Source organism: Streptomyces sp. NBC_00012 (assembly GCF_045040875.1).
In the GTDB taxonomy this organism is placed as follows: domain Bacteria; phylum Actinomycetota; class Actinomycetes; order Streptomycetales; family Streptomycetaceae; genus Streptomyces.
In genome coordinates this window covers 2,837,924-2,854,065 of sequence record NZ_CP108309.1, presented here as the reverse complement: position 1 = coordinate 2,854,065, position 16,142 = coordinate 2,837,924, and the positions used below count along the sequence as shown (strand labels likewise).

Sequence of the window (16,142 nt, the reverse complement as noted above, 5' to 3'; positions counted from 1 at the left end):
TGAAGCCGTCTTCAGGTTCGGTTTGCGACCCTGTGCGTATGCGCCTGTTGATCGTGGAGGACGAGAAGCGGCTCGCGACGGCCCTGGCCGCGGGGCTCACCGCCGAGGGCTTCGCCGTGGACGTCGTGCACGACGGGCTCGAAGGGCTGCACCGGGCCGCCGAGGGGGCGTACGACCTCGTCGTCCTCGACATCATGCTGCCGGGGATGAACGGCTACCGCGTCTGCGCCGCCCTGCGCGCCGCCGGGCACGAGACGCCGATCCTGATGCTGACGGCGAAGGACGGGGAGTACGACGAGGCGGAGGGCCTCGACACCGGGGCCGACGACTACCTGACCAAGCCCTTCTCGTACGTCGTGCTGGTGGCCAGGATCCGGGCGCTGCTGCGGCGCCGGGGAGGCGGCTCCGGCTCGCCGGTGGTCACCGTCGGCGCCCTGCGCATGGACACCGCCGCCCGCCGCGTCCACCTCGGCGAGGCCGAGATCACCCTCACCACCAAGGAGTTCGCGGTGCTGGAACAGCTCGCGCTGCGGTCCGGACAGGTGGTGAGCAAGGCGGACATCCTCGAACATGTCTGGGACTTCGCCTACGACGGCGACCCGAACATCGTCGAGGTGTATGTGAGCACGCTGCGCCGCAAGCTCGGCGCGGCCGCCATCCGCACGGTGCGCGGCGCCGGGTACCGGCTGGAGGCGCTGTGAGGTCGGTACGGGCCAGGGCCGCGCTCGGCGCCACCGTGGTGGTCGCCCTCGCGCTGATCGGCGCCGGGCTCTCCGTGCTCCTCGTCCTGCGCGCCAACCTCACCGACCAGGCGGGGCTCCAGGCCGAGGTGGTGGCCCGGGAAGTGGCCGGGCAGCTCGCCCTCGACGTGCCGTACGACCGGCTGGAGATGCGTGACGAGGAGGACCATCCGGTCCAGGTGACCGACGAGGACGGGCGGGTGGTCGCCGTCTCCAAGGACCTGCGGGCGATCTCCGGCACCGGCACGGACCGGGTCACGCCGGTCCCGTCCCGGGCAGCCGGAGCGTCCGGCGGCGGGAGCGGCGACGACGACGGAAGCGGCGACGACGACGGAAGCGATGACGACGACTCCCACGCCGCCCCCGGCCGCGGCGAAGTCGACTCCGACGAGCCGCACTTCGCCAACGGCACCGCGAATGTGGACGGCGAGACGGCCGACTACCGTTTCGCGTCCGTGCGGGCCACGACCCCCGCCGGGGTGACGCTGACCGTCCACGCGGGCGCCCCGCTGGCCGCCGAGCAGGAGGCCGTGGGCACGGTGCGCGGCGCGATGCTGATCGGGCTGCCGGTGCTGCTGCTCGTCGTCGCCGGAGTGACCTGGCTGGTGACCCGGCGGGCGCTGCGCCCGGTCGAGGGCATCCGGCGCGAGATGGCCGCGATCACCGCGTCGGAGGACCTGAGCCGGCGGGTGCCGGAGCCCGGCTCGCGCGACGAGGTCGCCCGGCTGGCCCTTACGACCAACGAGACGCTCACCGCCCTGGAGGCCTCCGTCGACCGGCAGCGGCGGTTCGTCGCGGACGCCTCGCACGAACTGCGCAGCCCGATCGCCTCCCTGCGCACCCAGCTGGAGGTGGGGGCGGCCCATCCGGAGCTGCTGGACGTGCCGGGCGCGGTCGCCGACACCGTGCGGCTCCAGGCACTGGCCGCCGATCTCCTGCTGCTGGCCAGGCTGGACGCGGGGGAGCGGCCGGGCCGTACGGTGCTGGACCTGGGTGCGCTGGTCCGTGAGGAGGTCTCGCAGCGCGGTGGCGACCGGATCGCGGTGACGGTGTCCGTGCCGGACGCCGGGCCGTTCGAAGTGGCCGGATCACGCGGGCAGTTGGCGCGGGTGATCGGCAATCTGCTGGACAACGCGGAGCGTCACGCGCGGAGCGCGGTGACGATCTCGGTGCGGGCGGCGGAACGGGGCGGCGTGGTCGTCGCCGTCACCGACGACGGGGCGGGCGTGCCACCGGACGAGCGCGAGCGGATCTTCGAACGCTTCGTACGGCTCGACGACGCCCGCACCCGGGACGACGGCGGCGCGGGTCTCGGCCTGGCCATCGCCCGGGACGTCGCCGTCCGGCACGGGGGCCGGCTGACGGTGGACGGTGCGCCGGAGGGCGGGGCGAGGTTCGAGCTCGGGCTGCCCGGAGCCCGCTGACCGGCCGCCGGTGGGGGCTCGGGCTGCCAGGAGCCCGCCGACCGGCCGCCGGTGCGGGCTCGGACCGGCCCGGTGCCGGGCCGGCCGGCCCGGCGGTGGGTCACGCCTTGCCGCGTCGTCCCCGCAGATGCTCCGCGATCGGGGACAGCGCCGCGTGCAGGTTCGCCAGCGACTCCGGCGTCAGCAGGTCCATGAAGTGCTTGCGGACCGACGCCACGTGGTGCGGCGCCACCTTGCGCATCGTCTCCGCGCCGTCCTCGGTCAGGACCGCGTACAGACCGCGCCGGTCGGACTCGCAGTTCTCCCTGCGGACCAGGCCGGCGTTCTCCATGCGGGTGATCTGGTGCGAGAGCCTGCTCTTGGACTGCAGCGTCGCGGCGGCGAGGTCGCTCATCCGCATGCGCTGGTCGTCCGACTCCGAGAGGTTGACCAGGATCTCGTAATCGTTGTTGGTCAGGCCGAACGGCTGGAGATCCTTCTCCAGTTGGTGCATCAGCAGCCTGCTGACGTCCAGGTGGGTGCGCCAGGCGCACTGCTCCGCGTCGTTCAGCCAGCGGGTGGCCGTCTCGGTCTCCATATATGGATTCTACCTAAGAAGTTGAAAGCCGGACGAAGTGGGAGGGTGTGACGGTCCGCACGGGTCCGGAGACGGGTCCGGGTACGGGGCGCAGACGTTCGACGTCACGCTCCGCAGACTACCGTTCACAAACCGAAGCGACGCTGGAGGTCCCCGAGCTGGCCGGGCATACGGGGTGAGGCGCCAGGTTGACCCGCGGCCGGGGGAACCCCGGGCTGCCCCGGCACCGGACCCGTCGGCTGTTCGGCCATCAGGATCTCCGTCGACTGGAGCAGCACCGTGCCCGCGCCGACGAACTCGAACTGGTGCTCCTCGCCCGAGGTGCCCCCGATCCCCGTGAGGGACCGCAGTCCGCCCAGTACGCCCGTCATGTAGCCGTGGTCGTAGTGGTGGCACGGCGAGGGGCAGTCGGCCCAGCCCACCAGGGCCTGCGGGTCGACCCGCAGCGGCGGCTCCATGAAGACCACCGGGCCGTTGGAGGCGGCCACGAACTTCCCCGTACCGATCAGGGTCAGAAATCCCGGCACGATCGACTGCTTGAGTGCCAGGGTGGGCTGGTAGGCGAGAAGATTGCCCGACCGGATCGTCAGATTCCCCTCGTCCAGGTCGTAGGAGTTCACGTCGAAGGCCCGGTCCGCGAGCAGCATCTTGCCGCTGCCCTCGGCCACCACCCAGTCGCTCGCGTGCAGCGGCGAGTGGAAGCTCGTACGGACCAGCCGCTCGAAGCGGCCGTGACCGATGCCGTTGAACTCGATCCGCCCGTAGTAGGCGATCATCTTGCCCTTCTGCAGGAACCACTGGCTCCCCTTGAGCTCCACGCAGAAGGTGTACGCGTTGACGTTGTCGTCCGACGGCAGCGTCATCGGGTCGAAGACCACGGGCGTGCTCACAGCTTCTCCTCCGAGGCCTGTACGTACACCGCGCCACTGCCGCTCAGCTCCAGCTGGAACGCCTCGCCGGAGCCGCGCCCCACCATGTCGCGCCAGCCGAGCGCGGTCGAGAGCTTGTTCCGTATGTCGCCGTGGTGCGCGACGTACGCCTGCGGGTCCACATGCACATCGCGGCCGGGCGTGATCGGCAGCTCGATCACCCCGCCGTGGGCCATCACCGCGACCGCGCCGTGGCCCTGGAGCGTGGTGGTGAACAGGCCCTGCCCGGTCACCTGGCCGCGCACCATGCCCATCACACCGCCCTGCGATCCCATGAACATCGTCCCCTGCTGGAGCGTCCCGTCGAAGGCGAGCAGCCGGTCGGCCTCCACATAGAGGGTGTCCCCGGCCAGATCGATCACCTGGATGTGATGGCCGCCGTGGCCGAACATCACCGTTCCATTGCCCTCGACCGTCATCAGCGGGGTCGCCTCGCCCGCCACCCGCCGGCCGATCATGGACATCACGCCGCCCTGGCCGCCCTGGATGTTCGGCGTGAACGACACCTCGCCGCGGTAGGCGAGCATCGCACCCCGCTGGCTGTACATCTTCTGGCCGGGAACCACCGTCGCCTCGACCATCTTCGAGTTGATCTCGCGGAACGGCATCAGACATCGCCCCCGATGGTGTTCCGCTCGCTCGGCTGGACGTAGACGACGCCCTCGCCCTCGAACCGGATCTGGAAGGACTCCCCGGAGCCCTCGCCGATCAGCGTCCGGAAGTTCACTCCCGACTGGAAGTGCTGCTGGAGCTTGCCCTGGTGGGCGATGTAGGCGCCGGGGTCGACGAACAGCGGGTACTGCGCCGAGACCCGCAGCGCCACCGCCGAGCCGTCCGACATGATCGCCACCTGGCCGGTGCCCTCGACGGTGGTGGTGAACAGGCCGTTGCCGCTCGCCCCGCCGCGCAGGCCGGTGAAGGTGGTGCCGGTGCGCAGCCCGGCGTCGGTGCACAGCAGATTGCTCGCCTCGACGTAGAGCTTGTCGCCGTGCAGCGTGACGAGGTTGATCTCGCTCGCGCGGTCCGCGAAGTAACAGGTGCCCTGGCCGGTCACCTCCATCACGGACATCTGCTCGCCGGTCAGCCGCCGGGTCACCATGCCGCGCAGCCCGTCACCGCCGCCGGTCATCTTCTTGAACGTCATCCGGCCGTCGTAGGCGACCATCGAGCCGTTCTTCGCCTTGACGGCGTCACCGGCCAGGTCGACGGCGAGCGTTCTGCTGCCTTGGAGTCGGAACATTGCCACGGAGCGACGTTAACGGCAGGCACCCCGGCCCGGACAGGGCCCGGAGGAGTATCTCCCGCCCCGAAAGGCCCCTGATACGCATCCGGTACCGGACCCGTACGCAACCGGGACGTATGACCCGGTGCGCACGACCCCGGTATCGGGCCCCGGCGCCGAGCACCGCCCGCGGCGATGCCACAATGGGGCGAGCTTGTGCCTGTATTCACAAGCTGTCACCGTCCTCCCACCGAAGGTGCCCCCGTGGACATCAAGACCGCTACCGCCCTGCACCGGCTGCGCCTCATCTCGATTCCCGAGGCGCTCTCCTTCCCGGCACTGATCATCTTCGGCTCGGTCCTCAGCCGGGTCTCCGACATCGACTTTCTGATGATGCCGCTCGGCATCCTGCACGGCGTGCTCTTCGTGATCTACGCCGTCCTGCTGCTCGACGTCTGGGCCAAGACCAAGTGGCCGCTGAAGCGGGTCGCGCTCTTCTTCCTGCTCGCGGTGCTGCCGTTCGGCGGGCTCTACGGTGACAAGCTGCTCAAGCGCTACGAGGCCGACGGCGTCATCGCAGCCCGCGCCCGCCGCGAAGGCGTGGTCAGCGCGTGATCGTCGCGTTCTCGGTCAGCCCGCTGGGTGTGGGTGAGGACGTCGGTGAGTACGTCGCCGACGCCGTCCGGGTCGTCCGCGAGTCCGGACTGCCCAACCGCACCGACGCCATGTTCACCTCCATCGAGGGTGAGTGGGACGAGGTCATGGACGTAGTCAAGCGGGCCGTCGCCGCCGTCGAGGCCCGCGCCGGCCGCGTCTCCCTCGTACTGAAGGCCGACATCCGCCCCGGCGTCACCGACGGCCTGACCTCCAAGGTCGAGACGGTCGAGCGGTACCTCGCGGACTGACGCCCCGCCGCGCAGTGCCCCTGTGACGAGCCCCCGGCCGGGGGCTCGTCTCATTCCCGTCCGCCGTGCTCCGGTGCCGCCAGGGCGATCCCGAGCGGAGTCCGCTCGTACAGCACCTGATGCCCGTACCGGCGCGACGTCAGCAGTCCCGCCGCACGCAGCACCGACAGGTGCTCCGACACGGAGGACACCGCGAGGCCCAGGCGGTGCGCGAGCGCGCTCGGGCCGGCCGGTTCGTCGAGCGCGCATAGGACGTCGGCCCGGCCGCGCCCCAGCAACCGGGCGAGCGCCTGCGGGGTGCGGTCGGCGGGCTCCGTCCACAGCCCGCCGATGCCCCGCGCCGGGTAGACGATCGCGGGCTGCCACGGCGGCTCGAAGCCGCTGACCGCGTCCGGCCAGCAGAAGACACTGGGGATCAGGACCAGCCCCTGCCCGCCCAGCACCCGGGTGTGCCTGCCGCGCGTCCCGACGATGGTGAGCGTCGAATCCGACCAGCTCAGCTGTGGGCTCAGCTCACCCAGCAGCCGCTCGAAGCCGACCGCGGCGAGCCGCCGCGAGTGGTAGGCGATGTCCGCCTCCAGCAGTGCGCGCAGCCGCGGCCAGTGCGGCTCGATCAGCACCCGCCAGGCCTGTTCCAGCAGGTCGGCCAGGTCCCGGGCGGTCCCGACCGGATCGGCGAGCATCGCCTGCCCGGTGGGGGAGCGCAGCAGCTCCGGCCGGTTCGCCAGCGACAGCGCGATGTCCTGGCGGGCGACCTCCGGATCGACGGACCGCACCCCCGCGATCTCCTCCTCGAAGGTGGTGACCGGACCGGGCGGCGGCGGGCTGAAGAAGTCGGGGTTGTGCCCGTGCCGTGCCATCAGCAGCCACAGCGGCCCGAGTTCGAGGCCGTCGGCCGCGTCGCGGATCAGCCGGAGCCACGGCAGGTGGTACCCATGCCGCTCGGGCTGGGCCAGGACGCGCACGGCCGCCTGGGTCTCGCCGAGCGGTGACAGCGCGAACCGGCAGCGCAGCAGATCGCCCTCGTCGAGGTGCAGATGGAACGGCACGCGCGGACCTTCCCCGGAACTTTCGGCGTGGGCCGAAAGTCTACGGAGGGCCGCCGCCGGGCCCCCCAGGCTGCGACCATGCCGTCAGACACCGGAAACCCAGCGGTCCCTCCCGCCCCCGACACGACAGCCCCCGGCACGACTGACGCCGGTACATCCGGCGGCTACCGTGCCGTCTTCGCCGTACGGGAGTTCCGGGCGGTCTTCGCCGCGCACCTGCTCTCCCTCCTCGGCGTCGTCGTCAGCGAGCTCGCCCTCACCGTCCTGGTGTACGGACTCACCGGCTCGCCCCTGCTCAGCGCCCTCACCTTCGCGCTCGGCCTCCTCCCGTACCTCGTGGGAGGCACCCTCTTCGCCGGGGTCGCCGACCGGTACCCCGCCCGCCGGGTCCTCGTCGTCTGCGATCTGATCTGTGCCGGCTGCGTCACAGTGATGGTGCTGCCGGGCACCCCGGTCGGCGGGCTGCTCGCCCTGCGCTGCCTGATCGCCGCCGTCTCACCGGTCTTCACCGGGACGCGGATGGCCGCCCTCACCGACATCCTGGGCGAGGGCGAGCGCTACATCCTCGGCCGCTCGTTGCTGCGGATCGTCTCGCAGAGCGCGCTGCTCGCCGGCTTCGGGGCGGGCGGGGTGCTGCTCGCCCTGTTCTCGCCGCGGGGTGCGATCACGATCACCGCGGTGACCTTCCTCTGCTCGGCGGCCCTGCTCCGCTTCGGCACCCGGGACCGGCCCGCCAGATCCGGCGGGGACGACCGCGGCGCCCTGCTGCGGGAGTCGCTCGCCGGGGCCCGCAGCCTGCTCGGAAACCGCAGGATCCGTGCCCTGATGCTGCTCTTCTGGCTGCCCCCGCTGTTCGTCGTCGCACCGGAGGCGCTGGCCGCCCCGTACGCGGACGAGATCGGGGCCGGCCCCGTCGTGCTCGGACTGCTGATGTGTGCGATGCCCGTCGGCCAGATCGTCGCCGAACTCTACGTCGGCACGGCGCTGAGCCCCCGGCTGCGCGCCCTGATCGTGCTGCCGGCCGCCGTCGCGGGACTGCTGCCCCTGGTGGTGTACGGACTGTGCCCCGGCACGGTCGCGCTGGCGCTCGCGCTGGTGCTCGCCGGGGCGGGCGGGGCGTACGTCATCGGCCTCGACCAGTGGTTCGTCGAAGCCGTCCCGGAGGCACTGCGCGGGAGGGCCATGACCCTGCTCACCGCCGGACTGATGACGCTCCAGGGGGTCGGCATGGCTCTCGCCGGGCTCGCGGCCGAATTCGTCCCCGTGCATCAGGTGGTCGCCGGAGCCGGGGTGGTCGGCGCCCTCTGTGTGCTGCTGCTCGTCCTGGAAGTCAGGAGAACCGCGCCCAACGGTCGCATTCGGACCGAAGTTCGAGACGGGGCTGACCAGCATATGACCAGTGGGTAAGGTCGGTGCCGTGCCGAAGCCGCTCAGTCTCCCCTTCGATCCCATCGCCCGCGCCGACGAACTGTGGCAGCAGCGCTGGGGCCCCGTGCCCTCGATGGGGGCGATCACCTCGATCATGCGCGCCCAGCAGATCCTGCTCGCCGAGGTCGACGCGGTCGTCAAGCCGTACGGGCTGACCTTCGCCCGGTACGAGGCACTGGTGCTGCTCACCTTCTCCAAGGCCGGCGAGCTGCCGATGTCCAAGATCGGCGAGCGGCTCATGGTCCACCCCACCTCCGTCACCAACACCGTGGACCGGCTGGTGCGCTCCGGCCTGGTCGCCAAGCGTCCCAATCCCAACGACGGCCGCGGCACCCTCGCCTCCATCACCGAGAAGGGTCGCGAGGTCGTCGAGGCGGCCACCGAGGACCTGGTCGCGATGGAGTTCGGGCTCGGTGTCTACGACGCCGAGGAGTGCGCGGAGATCTTCGCCATGCTGCGCCCGCTGCGGATCGCCGCGCAGGATTTCGAAGAGGCGTAGCGGAAGCGGCACGGGGCGTAGAACGGCGTTTCGAGAGCCCGGCCCGCTGCAAGATCGCCCCGGTCGTCCGGTTACGCTCGATGCCATGAAACGCAGTGTGCTGACCCGGTACCGGGTGATGGCCTACGTCACCGCCGTCATGTTGCTGGTGCTCTGCACCTGCATGGTCTTCAAGTACGGCTTCGACACGGGTGAGAGTCTGACGCTCGTCGTCTCCCAGATCCACGGTGTGCTCTACATCATCTACCTGATCTTCGCCTTCGACCTCGGCTCCAAGGCGAAGTGGCCGATGGGCAAGCTGCTCTGGGTGCTGATCTCCGGCACCATCCCGACGGCCGCGTTCTTCGTCGAGCGCAAGGTCGTCCGCGAGGTCGAGCCGCTGATCGTCGACGGCGCCCCCGCGACCGCCAAGGCCTGACCCGGCCGGACCCCGGTCCGGTCCGCGTCTCCCGAACCGCCCCGTGCGAAGCACCGGGCGGTTTGCCATCGACATTTACTAGGACGTCCTAGTAAATTCGATGGTATGGACGCTGACGCGATCGAGGAAGGCCGCCGCCGCTGGCAGGCCCGTTACGACAAGGCCCGCAAGCGTGACGCGGACTTCACCACACTCTCCGGGGATCCCGTGGAGCCCGCGTACGGCCCCCGCCCCGGGGACACGTACGAGGGATTCGAGCGGATCGGCTGGCCCGGCGAGTACCCCTTCACCCGGGGGCTCTACCCCACCGGCTACCGCGGCCGGACCTGGACCATCCGCCAGTTCGCCGGCTTCGGCAACGCCGAGCAGACCAACGAGCGCTACAAGATGATCCTGGCCGCAGGCGGCGGCGGGCTCAGCGTCGCCTTCGACATGCCGACGCTGATGGGCCGCGACTCCGACGACCCCCGCTCGCTCGGTGAGGTCGGGCACTGCGGCGTGGCCATCGACTCCGCCGCCGACATGGAGGTCCTCTTCAAGGACATCCCGCTCGGCGACGTCACGACGTCCATGACGATCAGCGGCCCCGCCGTCCCGGTCTTCTGCATGTACCTGGTCGCCGCCGAGCGCCAGGGCGTCGACCCGGGTGTGCTCAACGGCACGCTCCAGACCGACATCTTCAAGGAGTACATCGCGCAGAAGGAGTGGCTCTTCCAGCCCGAGCCCCATCTGCGTCTCATCGGCGACCTGATGGAGCACTGCGCCCGCGACATCCCCGCCTACAAGCCGCTCTCCGTCTCCGGCTACCACATCCGCGAGGCCGGGGCGACGGCCGCGCAGGAGCTCGCGTACACCCTCGCGGACGGCTTCGGCTACGTGGAGCTCGGCCTCTCCCGCGGTCTGGACGTCGACACCTTCGCGCCCGGTCTCTCCTTCTTCTTCGACGCGCACCTCGACTTCTTCGAGGAGATCGCGAAGTTCCGCGCGGCCCGCCGGATCTGGGCCCGCTGGATGAAGGAGACCTACGGCGCCAAGACCGACAAGGCGCAGTGGCTCCGCTTCCACACCCAGACCGCCGGTGTCTCGCTCACCGCCCAGCAGCCGTACAACAACGTGGTCCGGACGGCCGTCGAGGCGCTCTCCGCGGTCCTCGGCGGCACCAACTCGCTGCACACCAACGCCCTCGACGAGACCCTCGCGCTCCCTTCCGAGCAGGCCGCCGAGATCGCCCTGCGCACCCAGCAGGTGCTGATGGAGGAGACCGGCGTCGCCAACGTGGCCGACCCGCTGGGCGGTTCCTGGTACGTCGAGCAGCTCACCGACCGGATCGAGGCCGACGCCGAGAAGATCTTCGAGCAGATCAAGGAGCGCGGCACCCGGGCCCACCCGGACGGGCAGCACCCCATCGGGCCGATCACCTCCGGCATCCTGCGCGGCATCGAGGACGGCTGGTTCACCGGCGAGATCGCCGAGTCCGCCTTCCGCTACCAGCAGTCGCTGGAGAAGGGCGACAAGCGGGTCGTCGGCGTCAACGTCCACCACGGCTCGGTCACCGGCGACCTGGAGATCCTGCGGGTCAGCCACGAGGTCGAGCGCGAGCAGGTCCGCGTCCTCGGCGGCCGCAAGGACGCCCGTGACGACGCCCGGGTCAAGTCGGCGCTGGACGCGATGCTGGCCGCCGCCCGCGACGGCTCCAACATGATCGCGCCGATGCTGGACGCGGTACGGGCCGAGGCGACGCTCGGCGAGATCTGCGGCGTCCTGCGCGACGAGTGGGGCAGCTACACGGAGCCGCCCGGCTTCTGAGTACTGAGCGCGGGCGCTACGCGGAGGCCGCGGCCTTCAGCCCCGCGAGCAGCAGCACGGTGAAGCGCCGGGCCCAGTCCGCGTCGACGGGCTCGGCGCTCACCAGGGCCCGGTGCACGACCGCACCGGCGATCACATCGAAGATCAGATCGGCGGTCGCCGCCGCCGTGTCCTCGTCCTGCTCGACGGGCAACTCCCCGCGCTCCTGCGCCCGTCGGCGGCCCTGGAGCACCAGCCGCTTCTGCCGGTCCACGATCGAGTCACGGATCCGGGTCCGCAGCGCCTCGTCGCGCGTCGACTCCGCGACCACCGCCATCAGCGCCGTCTGGGTCTCCGGCCGTTCCAGCAGCGCGGCGAACTGCAGTACCACCGCCTGCACATCGGCCGACAGGCTGCCCAGATCGGGCAGTTCCAGCTCGTCGAAGAGGACCGCGACGGCGTCCACGACCAGCTCGTTCTTTCCCGCCCACCGCCGGTACAGGGTCGTCTTGGCCACCCCGGCCCGCGTCGCCACATCGCTCATCGTCAGCTTCGACCAGCCGAGGTCGACCAGCGAGGCCCTGGTCGCCTCGAGGATCGCTTCATCGGCCGCGGCGCTGCGCGGACGTCCCGTTCGAAGGGGTTTGGGGTGGCTGCGGCTCAGCATGCCGTGACCATACCGGTCAGTAAGTAGAACCGGCCGGTCCCGATCGCCGTGAGACAGATCACCGATAGCACCTGTGCGCGAGGGGTGGTCGGCAGTTACGCTACGGGTCGTAGCGTAAGGACGACGGCCATGCCGTCGTGACGCCGCAACCGATTGACAACCACAGGCACCGGGTGGGGACCCGGCGCCGAAACGGGTCTTTCAGGGGCCCTCGGCCGTGTCTGTCCGTGCGTCTCGCATACCGGCGGGGGCGGCGGACGGGCGCGGTTCACGTATCGCTTTCCGGATCGGCGCACCAAGGGGGGAGGATGTACGTATGCAGCCTAGGAACATGTCCATGAGCGGCGTCGTCGACCTCGCCGCTGTGAAGGCGGCCGGCGAGGCCAAGGTGAAGGCGGAGCAGGCCCGTGCCGAGGTCGCCCGGCAGGGTGGTGGCGGCGCCGTACCGCCGTCCGCCCTGGTGATCGATGTCGATGAGGCGGGCTTCGAGAACGAGGTCCTCCAGCGTTCCGCCGAGGTCCCGGTCGTCATCGACTTCTGGGCCGAGTGGTGCGAACCGTGCAAGCAGCTGGGCCCACTCCTCGAGCGCCTGGCCCATGAGTACAACGGCCGCTTCGTGCTGGCCAAGGTCGATGTCGACGCCAACCAGATGCTGATGCAGCAGTTCGGCATCCAGGGCATCCCGGCGGTCTTCGCCGTCGTCGCCGGGCAGGCCCTCCCGCTCTTCCAGGGCGCGGCCCCCGAGGCCCAGATCCGGCAGACGCTGGACCAGCTGATCCAGGTCGGCGAGGAGCGGTTCGGGCTCACCGGGATCGTGGTCGACCAGGACGCCGCCGACGGGACCGCCGACCAGGCTCCGGCCGAGGCGCCCGCGGGTCCGTACGACGCTCTGCTCGAAGCGGCCGTGAAGGCCCTGGACGCCGACGACTTCGCCGGTGCCGTCCAGGCGTACCGGAACGTCCTGTCCGACGACCCGGCCAACACCGAGGCCAAGCTCGGCCTCGCCCAGGCCGAACTCCTCTCCCGGGTCAAGGAGATGGACGCCCAGCGGGTCCGTGAGGACGCCGCCGCGAACCCGGCCGATGTCCCGGCGCAGCTCGCGGCCGCCGACCTGGATCTGGTCGGCGGTCATGTCGAGGACGCCTTCGGCCGGCTCGTCGAGACGGTGCGCCGCAACTTCGGCGACGACCGGGATGCCGCGCGGGTGCGGCTGCTGGAGCTGTTCGAGGTGATCGGCCCCGACGATCCGCGGGTCGGCGCCGCGCGTACGGCGCTGGCGCGGGTCTTGTTCTGATGTGACAAGCGGCCGCGGTGCCCCGCCGGGGACCGCGGCCGTTTTCGCGATCGGGCGATAAGAGACGCCTCTGCTTTACCAAATCTTGATAAAGCAAGGGCCTGTTACTCGCAGTAAATCAAGCACTGGGATCTGTCCGTATTGGCACATCGATCCCCCTATTCGTCCTTCACTTCGACACCACCCTGTGTGGCCGGGCGGTACCAGCCGGTCGCGCATCGGTTATCGGGCCGTTACTAGCGAGTAACGAACCCCCTTGTGCCACGGGCGGGAATGCACCACGATCGGCCACGCTCGGTCCAATAACGCCAGCCCGGCTGCCAGTCGGTGCGGCGGCCCCGTTGGGTCCCCACCGAGTGGGCCGGCGGCAATGGCGCGGGCTCCGGGCAGGGGGGTTCCTGTCGTCCGGCAGGGCCTGTCCGATACAGGTTGCGCGAATGCGTGGCCAGTGGTTGTCGCTCGGGGGTGATCGCCGGTGATTCGGACGCGGTTCATGCCTCCGTCCGCAGGCGCTCTCCTTTCCGAGGACGTAGCACTTCTCCCATCCCAGGACGGGCCCAGGCCCGGACCGGAGATGTACGTCCGAGAAGGAGGAAAAAATATGAGTTCCCAGGTTCGTGGCGGCACCAGATGGAAGCGTTTCGCTCTGGTCATGGTGCCGAGCGTCGTCGCGACCGCGGCGGTGGGTGTCGGTCTCGCGCAGGGTGCCCTCGCGGCGTCCTTCAGCGTGTCCGGCCAGAGCTTCAAGGTGCGTGCGGACAAGCTCGTCGGCCATGACTTCGTGCAGTACGGCTCCGTCGCCACCGGTATGGACCCCGAGGGCAAGAACGGGGCCCACGCCGTTGCCGTGTCCGGCTTCAGCGATGCCACGATCACCAACATGTGCCAGTCGGTGGTCACTCCGAACCTTCCGTTCGGTCTGGGCAGCGTCACGCTGCAGCTGAAGGCGGGTACCAACCCGGAGAAGCCGGTCGAGGCGACCAACCTGTACCTCGATGTCGCCGAGCTCGACGCCGACGCGTACTTCGAGAACATCGACATCGGTGTCGCCGCGGGAGACATGGGCAAGCCCGGCATCCAGGCCGGTACCGAGAAGGCCGTCAACCCGAACGGCTTCGCGCAGCGCGCCAAGACGGCGACGCTGACCAATGTGAAGCAGACGGCATGGGCGACCACCGCCGGCACCTTCAAGCTCAGCAACCTGAGCCTGCGGCTGCACAGTGGCGTCAAGGAGTGCTACTAAGCACCCGCCGGGTGGCCGGAGCGCTCCCTGGGGGACTCCGGCCGCCCACCTTTTCTCTTCTCACAGCAGTACCGGTTCCAGGGAGCTGTTTTCCATGAGCCCCGAGTCCACAGGGCAGAACGAGCACTACCTCCGCGTCTTCTGGCGGAGATTCCGCACCTGGCGGGGTAACCGGCCGTTCTGGGCGGGCCTGTTCACCATGGTGGGTGGTCTACCCATCGCGTATTTTCCATACGCCAACATGCACCTCGGCAACGTCACACTGGCGATGTCCACCACTGCCGGTGCCGGTTCCCTGATCATCGGGATCCTGCTCGTCACGCTGGGTCTCACCATGTGGTTCCACCACATCGTGAGGGTGTTCGCCGGAGTCGCCGCGATCCTGCTGGCGCTGATCTCGATACCGGTCGCCAACATCGGCGGCTTCCTGGTCGGCTTCCTGTTCGCCCTGCTGGGTGGGGCGCTCTCCGTCTCCTGGGCCCCGGGCGAGCCGAAGCCGGATACCGTGCCGGCCGGCCCGGCGGGGGAGAAGTCCGGGGCCGGTCCCGGTACGCAGGAGTCCGGATCCGAGTTCCACAGCACGGCAGCGGTGCCCCAGCAGCAGCCGGAGCAGTACGACACGACAGTTGAGGTCGACGGCGGGAGGTACCGTGCGGGGTGACGAGAGGCAGCTGAACTCGACCGGGCAGGAGCCCGGGACGAGAGGCGGACCGCGCCACGCGGCCCCCAGGAAGTCCTTGCTGACCAAGCTGCACATACCTGCGGGCAAGGCGTTCGCGCTCGCCGCGATGCCGACGGCCGTCTTCGTGGGCATGGGGCTCACCCCCAAGCTCGCGCTGGCCGACGACAGCTCCGACATCCCCTTCGCGCCCGGCCCCTGTGTGACCCGCTCCGACGAGCCGAGCGAGGAGCCCTCGCCGTCCGCGTCGAAGTCGGCGTCCCCGTCGCCGTCCGCCACCGACTCCGGTGACAAGGGCGGTTCGGCGACCCCGAAGCCCTCGACGACCCCGTCCGCGAGCGACTCGGCCCAGCCGGAGGCGAAGGCTGCCGAGGCCGACGCACCGGCCGCCACGCCGAGCGCCTCGCCCACCCCGACGAAGACGAGGAACCCGCTCGACCCGCTGGGCGTCGGCGACGCGCTCAGGGACCTCTTCGACGGACCGGACGAGGAGACGGCGAGCCCGTCCCCGAGTGCGAGCACCGCTTCCCCGAAGCCCTCGGCGACCGACACTGCCGAGAAGGACGGGAAGAAGCCCGCCGAGAAGGCCACCGACGCCGCGAAGGAGACGGCCGACAAGACCGCCGCCGCCATCCGCGAGGCCGCCGGCAAGGCCGGCGAGTCGGTCGAGGAGCTCGACGAGGACGTCAAGGGGCTCGACGCCAAGAAGGACGAGGACATCCCGGACGGCGCCAAGGAGCGCTTCCCGTGTCCGACCGCCGACCCGAAGGCGCTGGCCGCGGCCGATCTGGAGACCGGCATCCCGCTGCTCCCGAGCGACCCGTGGATCCTGGAGAGCTCGATGCTCACCCTCAACGGGCTCGACTACAAGGGCATCGTCGAGGTGAAGACGTACGACGGCACGGTCAAGAAGGCGCTGAAGTTCACCGCCAGCTCCATCGACATCGACAACCTTCACCAGAAGACCGTCGGTCCGGCCGGTACGACGACCCATGTCGAGGCGCGGAAGGGCTCCAAGTCCACCATCCGCAACGGCACGGTGACGATGTACACGGAGGAGCTGAAGGGCAACCTCTTCGGTCTCATCCCGGTGACGTTCAGCCCGGAGACACCGCCTCCGCTGAATGTGCCCTTCGCCTTCTTCACCAAGGTCAAGGTGACCCAGGCCGGCCAGTTCGGCGGCTCGCTCAAGGTGCCCGGGCTGCACAACTACTTCACCGGCGGCAACAGCTAGGGTCTTTCGTTTCGGGTCGTGCCGGACCCGGCGGGCCCGGCACGACCCG

18 protein-coding genes are annotated in these 16,142 nt (G+C 70.3%); 12 read left to right on the top strand and 6 right to left on the bottom strand.

Going from position 1 to position 16,142, the window contains the following annotated elements:
* Positions 1–38 precede the first annotated feature (38 nt).
* Both OHA19_RS12995 and OHA19_RS12990 read left to right on the top strand, forming a co-directional pair.
* Complete coding sequence (locus tag OHA19_RS12995; protein WP_405716639.1) at positions 39–701, top strand: response regulator transcription factor; 663 nt, start codon at positions 39–41, stop codon at positions 699–701.
* On the top strand, positions 698–2,164 hold the full coding sequence (locus tag OHA19_RS12990) for an ATP-binding protein (RefSeq protein ID WP_405716640.1): 1,467 nt from the start codon (positions 698–700) through the stop codon (positions 2,162–2,164). The genes OHA19_RS12995 and OHA19_RS12990 overlap by 4 nt, the downstream gene beginning before the upstream one ends.
* 100 nt (positions 2,165–2,264) lie before the next feature.
* On the opposite strand, the gene OHA19_RS12985 is transcribed toward OHA19_RS12990, so the two are convergent.
* The 4 genes from OHA19_RS12985 to OHA19_RS12970 all read right to left on the bottom strand — a co-directional run bounded on the left by OHA19_RS12985 (position 2,265) and on the right by OHA19_RS12970 (position 4,910).
* A complete protein-coding gene (locus OHA19_RS12985; RefSeq protein WP_405716641.1) occupies positions 2,265–2,741 on the bottom strand; it encodes a MarR family winged helix-turn-helix transcriptional regulator in 477 nt (158 codons plus the stop codon).
* A 125-nt stretch (positions 2,742–2,866) separates the two neighbouring features.
* Positions 2,867–3,631: an AIM24 family protein gene (locus OHA19_RS12980; RefSeq protein ID WP_405716642.1), complete on the bottom strand. Its 765-nt coding sequence runs from the start codon at positions 3,629–3,631 to the stop codon at positions 2,867–2,869.
* The gene (locus OHA19_RS12975; RefSeq protein WP_405716643.1) at positions 3,628–4,278 is read right to left on the bottom strand and encodes an AIM24 family protein; all 651 of its coding nucleotides are present in this window, start codon (positions 4,276–4,278) and stop codon (positions 3,628–3,630) included. The genes OHA19_RS12980 and OHA19_RS12975 overlap by 4 nt, the downstream gene beginning before the upstream one ends.
* On the bottom strand, positions 4,278–4,910 hold the full coding sequence (locus tag OHA19_RS12970; RefSeq protein WP_405721875.1) for an AIM24 family protein: 633 nt from the start codon (positions 4,908–4,910) through the stop codon (positions 4,278–4,280). The genes OHA19_RS12975 and OHA19_RS12970 overlap by 1 nt, the downstream gene beginning before the upstream one ends.
* A 246-nt stretch (positions 4,911–5,156) precedes the next feature.
* On the opposite strand from OHA19_RS12970, the gene OHA19_RS12965 reads away from it, so the two are divergent.
* Positions 5,157–5,507 (top strand): DUF3817 domain-containing protein, encoded by a 351-nt coding sequence (locus tag OHA19_RS12965; RefSeq protein WP_356930738.1) that lies wholly within the window; start codon positions 5,157–5,159, stop codon positions 5,505–5,507.
* Entirely contained in the window at positions 5,504–5,797 is a 294-nt protein-coding gene (locus OHA19_RS12960; RefSeq protein WP_030971479.1) for an MTH1187 family thiamine-binding protein, read from the top strand. The genes OHA19_RS12965 and OHA19_RS12960 overlap by 4 nt, the downstream gene beginning before the upstream one ends.
* Before the next feature lie 50 nt (positions 5,798–5,847).
* Here OHA19_RS12960 and OHA19_RS12955 read toward each other — a convergent pair whose 3' ends face one another.
* Positions 5,848–6,846 carry a DUF5937 family protein gene (locus OHA19_RS12955; protein ID WP_405716644.1) on the bottom strand — a complete coding sequence of 333 codons (999 nt, stop codon included), beginning with the start codon at positions 6,844–6,846 and terminating at the stop codon, positions 5,848–5,850.
* A gap of 78 nt (positions 6,847–6,924) precedes the next feature.
* Here OHA19_RS12955 and OHA19_RS12950 point away from each other — a divergent pair, with 78 nt between their 5' ends.
* From OHA19_RS12950 to OHA19_RS12935, 4 genes are all read left to right on the top strand, one after another.
* Positions 6,925–8,253 (top strand): MFS transporter, encoded by a 1,329-nt coding sequence (locus OHA19_RS12950; RefSeq protein ID WP_405750312.1) that lies wholly within the window; start codon positions 6,925–6,927, stop codon positions 8,251–8,253.
* A 10-nt stretch (positions 8,254–8,263) separates the two neighbouring features.
* A complete protein-coding gene (locus tag OHA19_RS12945; protein ID WP_405716646.1) occupies positions 8,264–8,773 on the top strand; it encodes a MarR family winged helix-turn-helix transcriptional regulator in 510 nt (169 codons plus the stop codon).
* Positions 8,774–8,858: 85 nt separating this feature from the next.
* Positions 8,859–9,191, top strand: a complete 333-nt coding sequence (locus tag OHA19_RS12940; RefSeq protein WP_405716647.1) for a DUF3817 domain-containing protein — start codon at positions 8,859–8,861, stop codon at positions 9,189–9,191.
* Positions 9,192–9,296: 105 nt separating this feature from the next.
* The gene (locus OHA19_RS12935; protein WP_259934717.1) at positions 9,297–10,997 is read left to right on the top strand and encodes a methylmalonyl-CoA mutase; all 1,701 of its coding nucleotides are present in this window, start codon (positions 9,297–9,299) and stop codon (positions 10,995–10,997) included.
* A 16-nt stretch (positions 10,998–11,013) separates the two neighbouring features.
* Here OHA19_RS12935 and OHA19_RS12930 read toward each other — a convergent pair whose 3' ends face one another.
* Positions 11,014–11,643 carry a TetR/AcrR family transcriptional regulator gene (locus tag OHA19_RS12930; protein ID WP_405716648.1) on the bottom strand — a complete coding sequence of 210 codons (630 nt, stop codon included), beginning with the start codon at positions 11,641–11,643 and terminating at the stop codon, positions 11,014–11,016.
* A 316-nt stretch (positions 11,644–11,959) separates the two neighbouring features.
* Between OHA19_RS12930 and OHA19_RS12925 the strand changes: the two genes are divergently transcribed.
* The 4 genes from OHA19_RS12925 (at position 11,960) to OHA19_RS12910 (ending at position 16,093) form a co-directional block, all read left to right on the top strand.
* Positions 11,960–12,937: a tetratricopeptide repeat protein gene (locus OHA19_RS12925; RefSeq protein WP_405750309.1), complete on the top strand. Its 978-nt coding sequence runs from the start codon at positions 11,960–11,962 to the stop codon at positions 12,935–12,937.
* Positions 12,938–13,538: 601 nt separating this feature from the next.
* On the top strand, positions 13,539–14,180 hold the full coding sequence (locus tag OHA19_RS12920; protein ID WP_405716650.1) for a DUF6230 family protein: 642 nt from the start codon (positions 13,539–13,541) through the stop codon (positions 14,178–14,180).
* A 94-nt stretch (positions 14,181–14,274) separates the two neighbouring features.
* A complete protein-coding gene (locus tag OHA19_RS12915) occupies positions 14,275–14,841 on the top strand; it encodes a DUF6114 domain-containing protein (protein ID WP_405716651.1) in 567 nt (188 codons plus the stop codon).
* A complete protein-coding gene (locus OHA19_RS12910; RefSeq protein WP_405716652.1) occupies positions 14,831–16,093 on the top strand; it encodes a hypothetical protein in 1,263 nt (420 codons plus the stop codon). Before OHA19_RS12915 ends, OHA19_RS12910 begins: the two co-directional genes overlap by 11 nt.
* Positions 16,094–16,142 lie beyond the last annotated feature (49 nt).

Bases quoted from the DNA above. Each gene is read 5' to 3' on its own strand.
- OHA19_RS12995 (WP_405716639.1), top strand. From the start codon at position 39: ATGCGCCTGTTGATCGTGGAGGACGAGAAGCGGCTCGCGACGGCCCTG.
- OHA19_RS12985 (WP_405716641.1), bottom strand. From the start codon at position 2,741: ATGGAGACCGAGACGGCCACCCGCTGGCTGAACGACGCGGAGCAGTGC.
- OHA19_RS12975 (WP_405716643.1), bottom strand. From the start codon at position 4,278: ATGCCGTTCCGCGAGATCAACTCGAAGATGGTCGAGGCGACGGTGGTT.
- OHA19_RS12970 (WP_405721875.1), bottom strand. From the start codon at position 4,910: ATGTTCCGACTCCAAGGCAGCAGAACGCTCGCCGTCGACCTGGCCGGT.
- OHA19_RS12950 (WP_405750312.1), top strand. From the start codon at position 6,925: ATGCCGTCAGACACCGGAAACCCAGCGGTCCCTCCCGCCCCCGACACG.
- OHA19_RS12940 (WP_405716647.1), top strand. From the start codon at position 8,859: ATGAAACGCAGTGTGCTGACCCGGTACCGGGTGATGGCCTACGTCACC.
- OHA19_RS12935 (WP_259934717.1), top strand. From the start codon at position 9,297: ATGGACGCTGACGCGATCGAGGAAGGCCGCCGCCGCTGGCAGGCCCGT.
- OHA19_RS12930 (WP_405716648.1), bottom strand. From the start codon at position 11,643: ATGCTGAGCCGCAGCCACCCCAAACCCCTTCGAACGGGACGTCCGCGC.
- OHA19_RS12925 (WP_405750309.1), top strand. From the start codon at position 11,960: ATGCAGCCTAGGAACATGTCCATGAGCGGCGTCGTCGACCTCGCCGCT.
- OHA19_RS12920 (WP_405716650.1), top strand. From the start codon at position 13,539: ATGAGTTCCCAGGTTCGTGGCGGCACCAGATGGAAGCGTTTCGCTCTG.
- OHA19_RS12915 (WP_405716651.1), top strand. From the start codon at position 14,275: ATGAGCCCCGAGTCCACAGGGCAGAACGAGCACTACCTCCGCGTCTTC.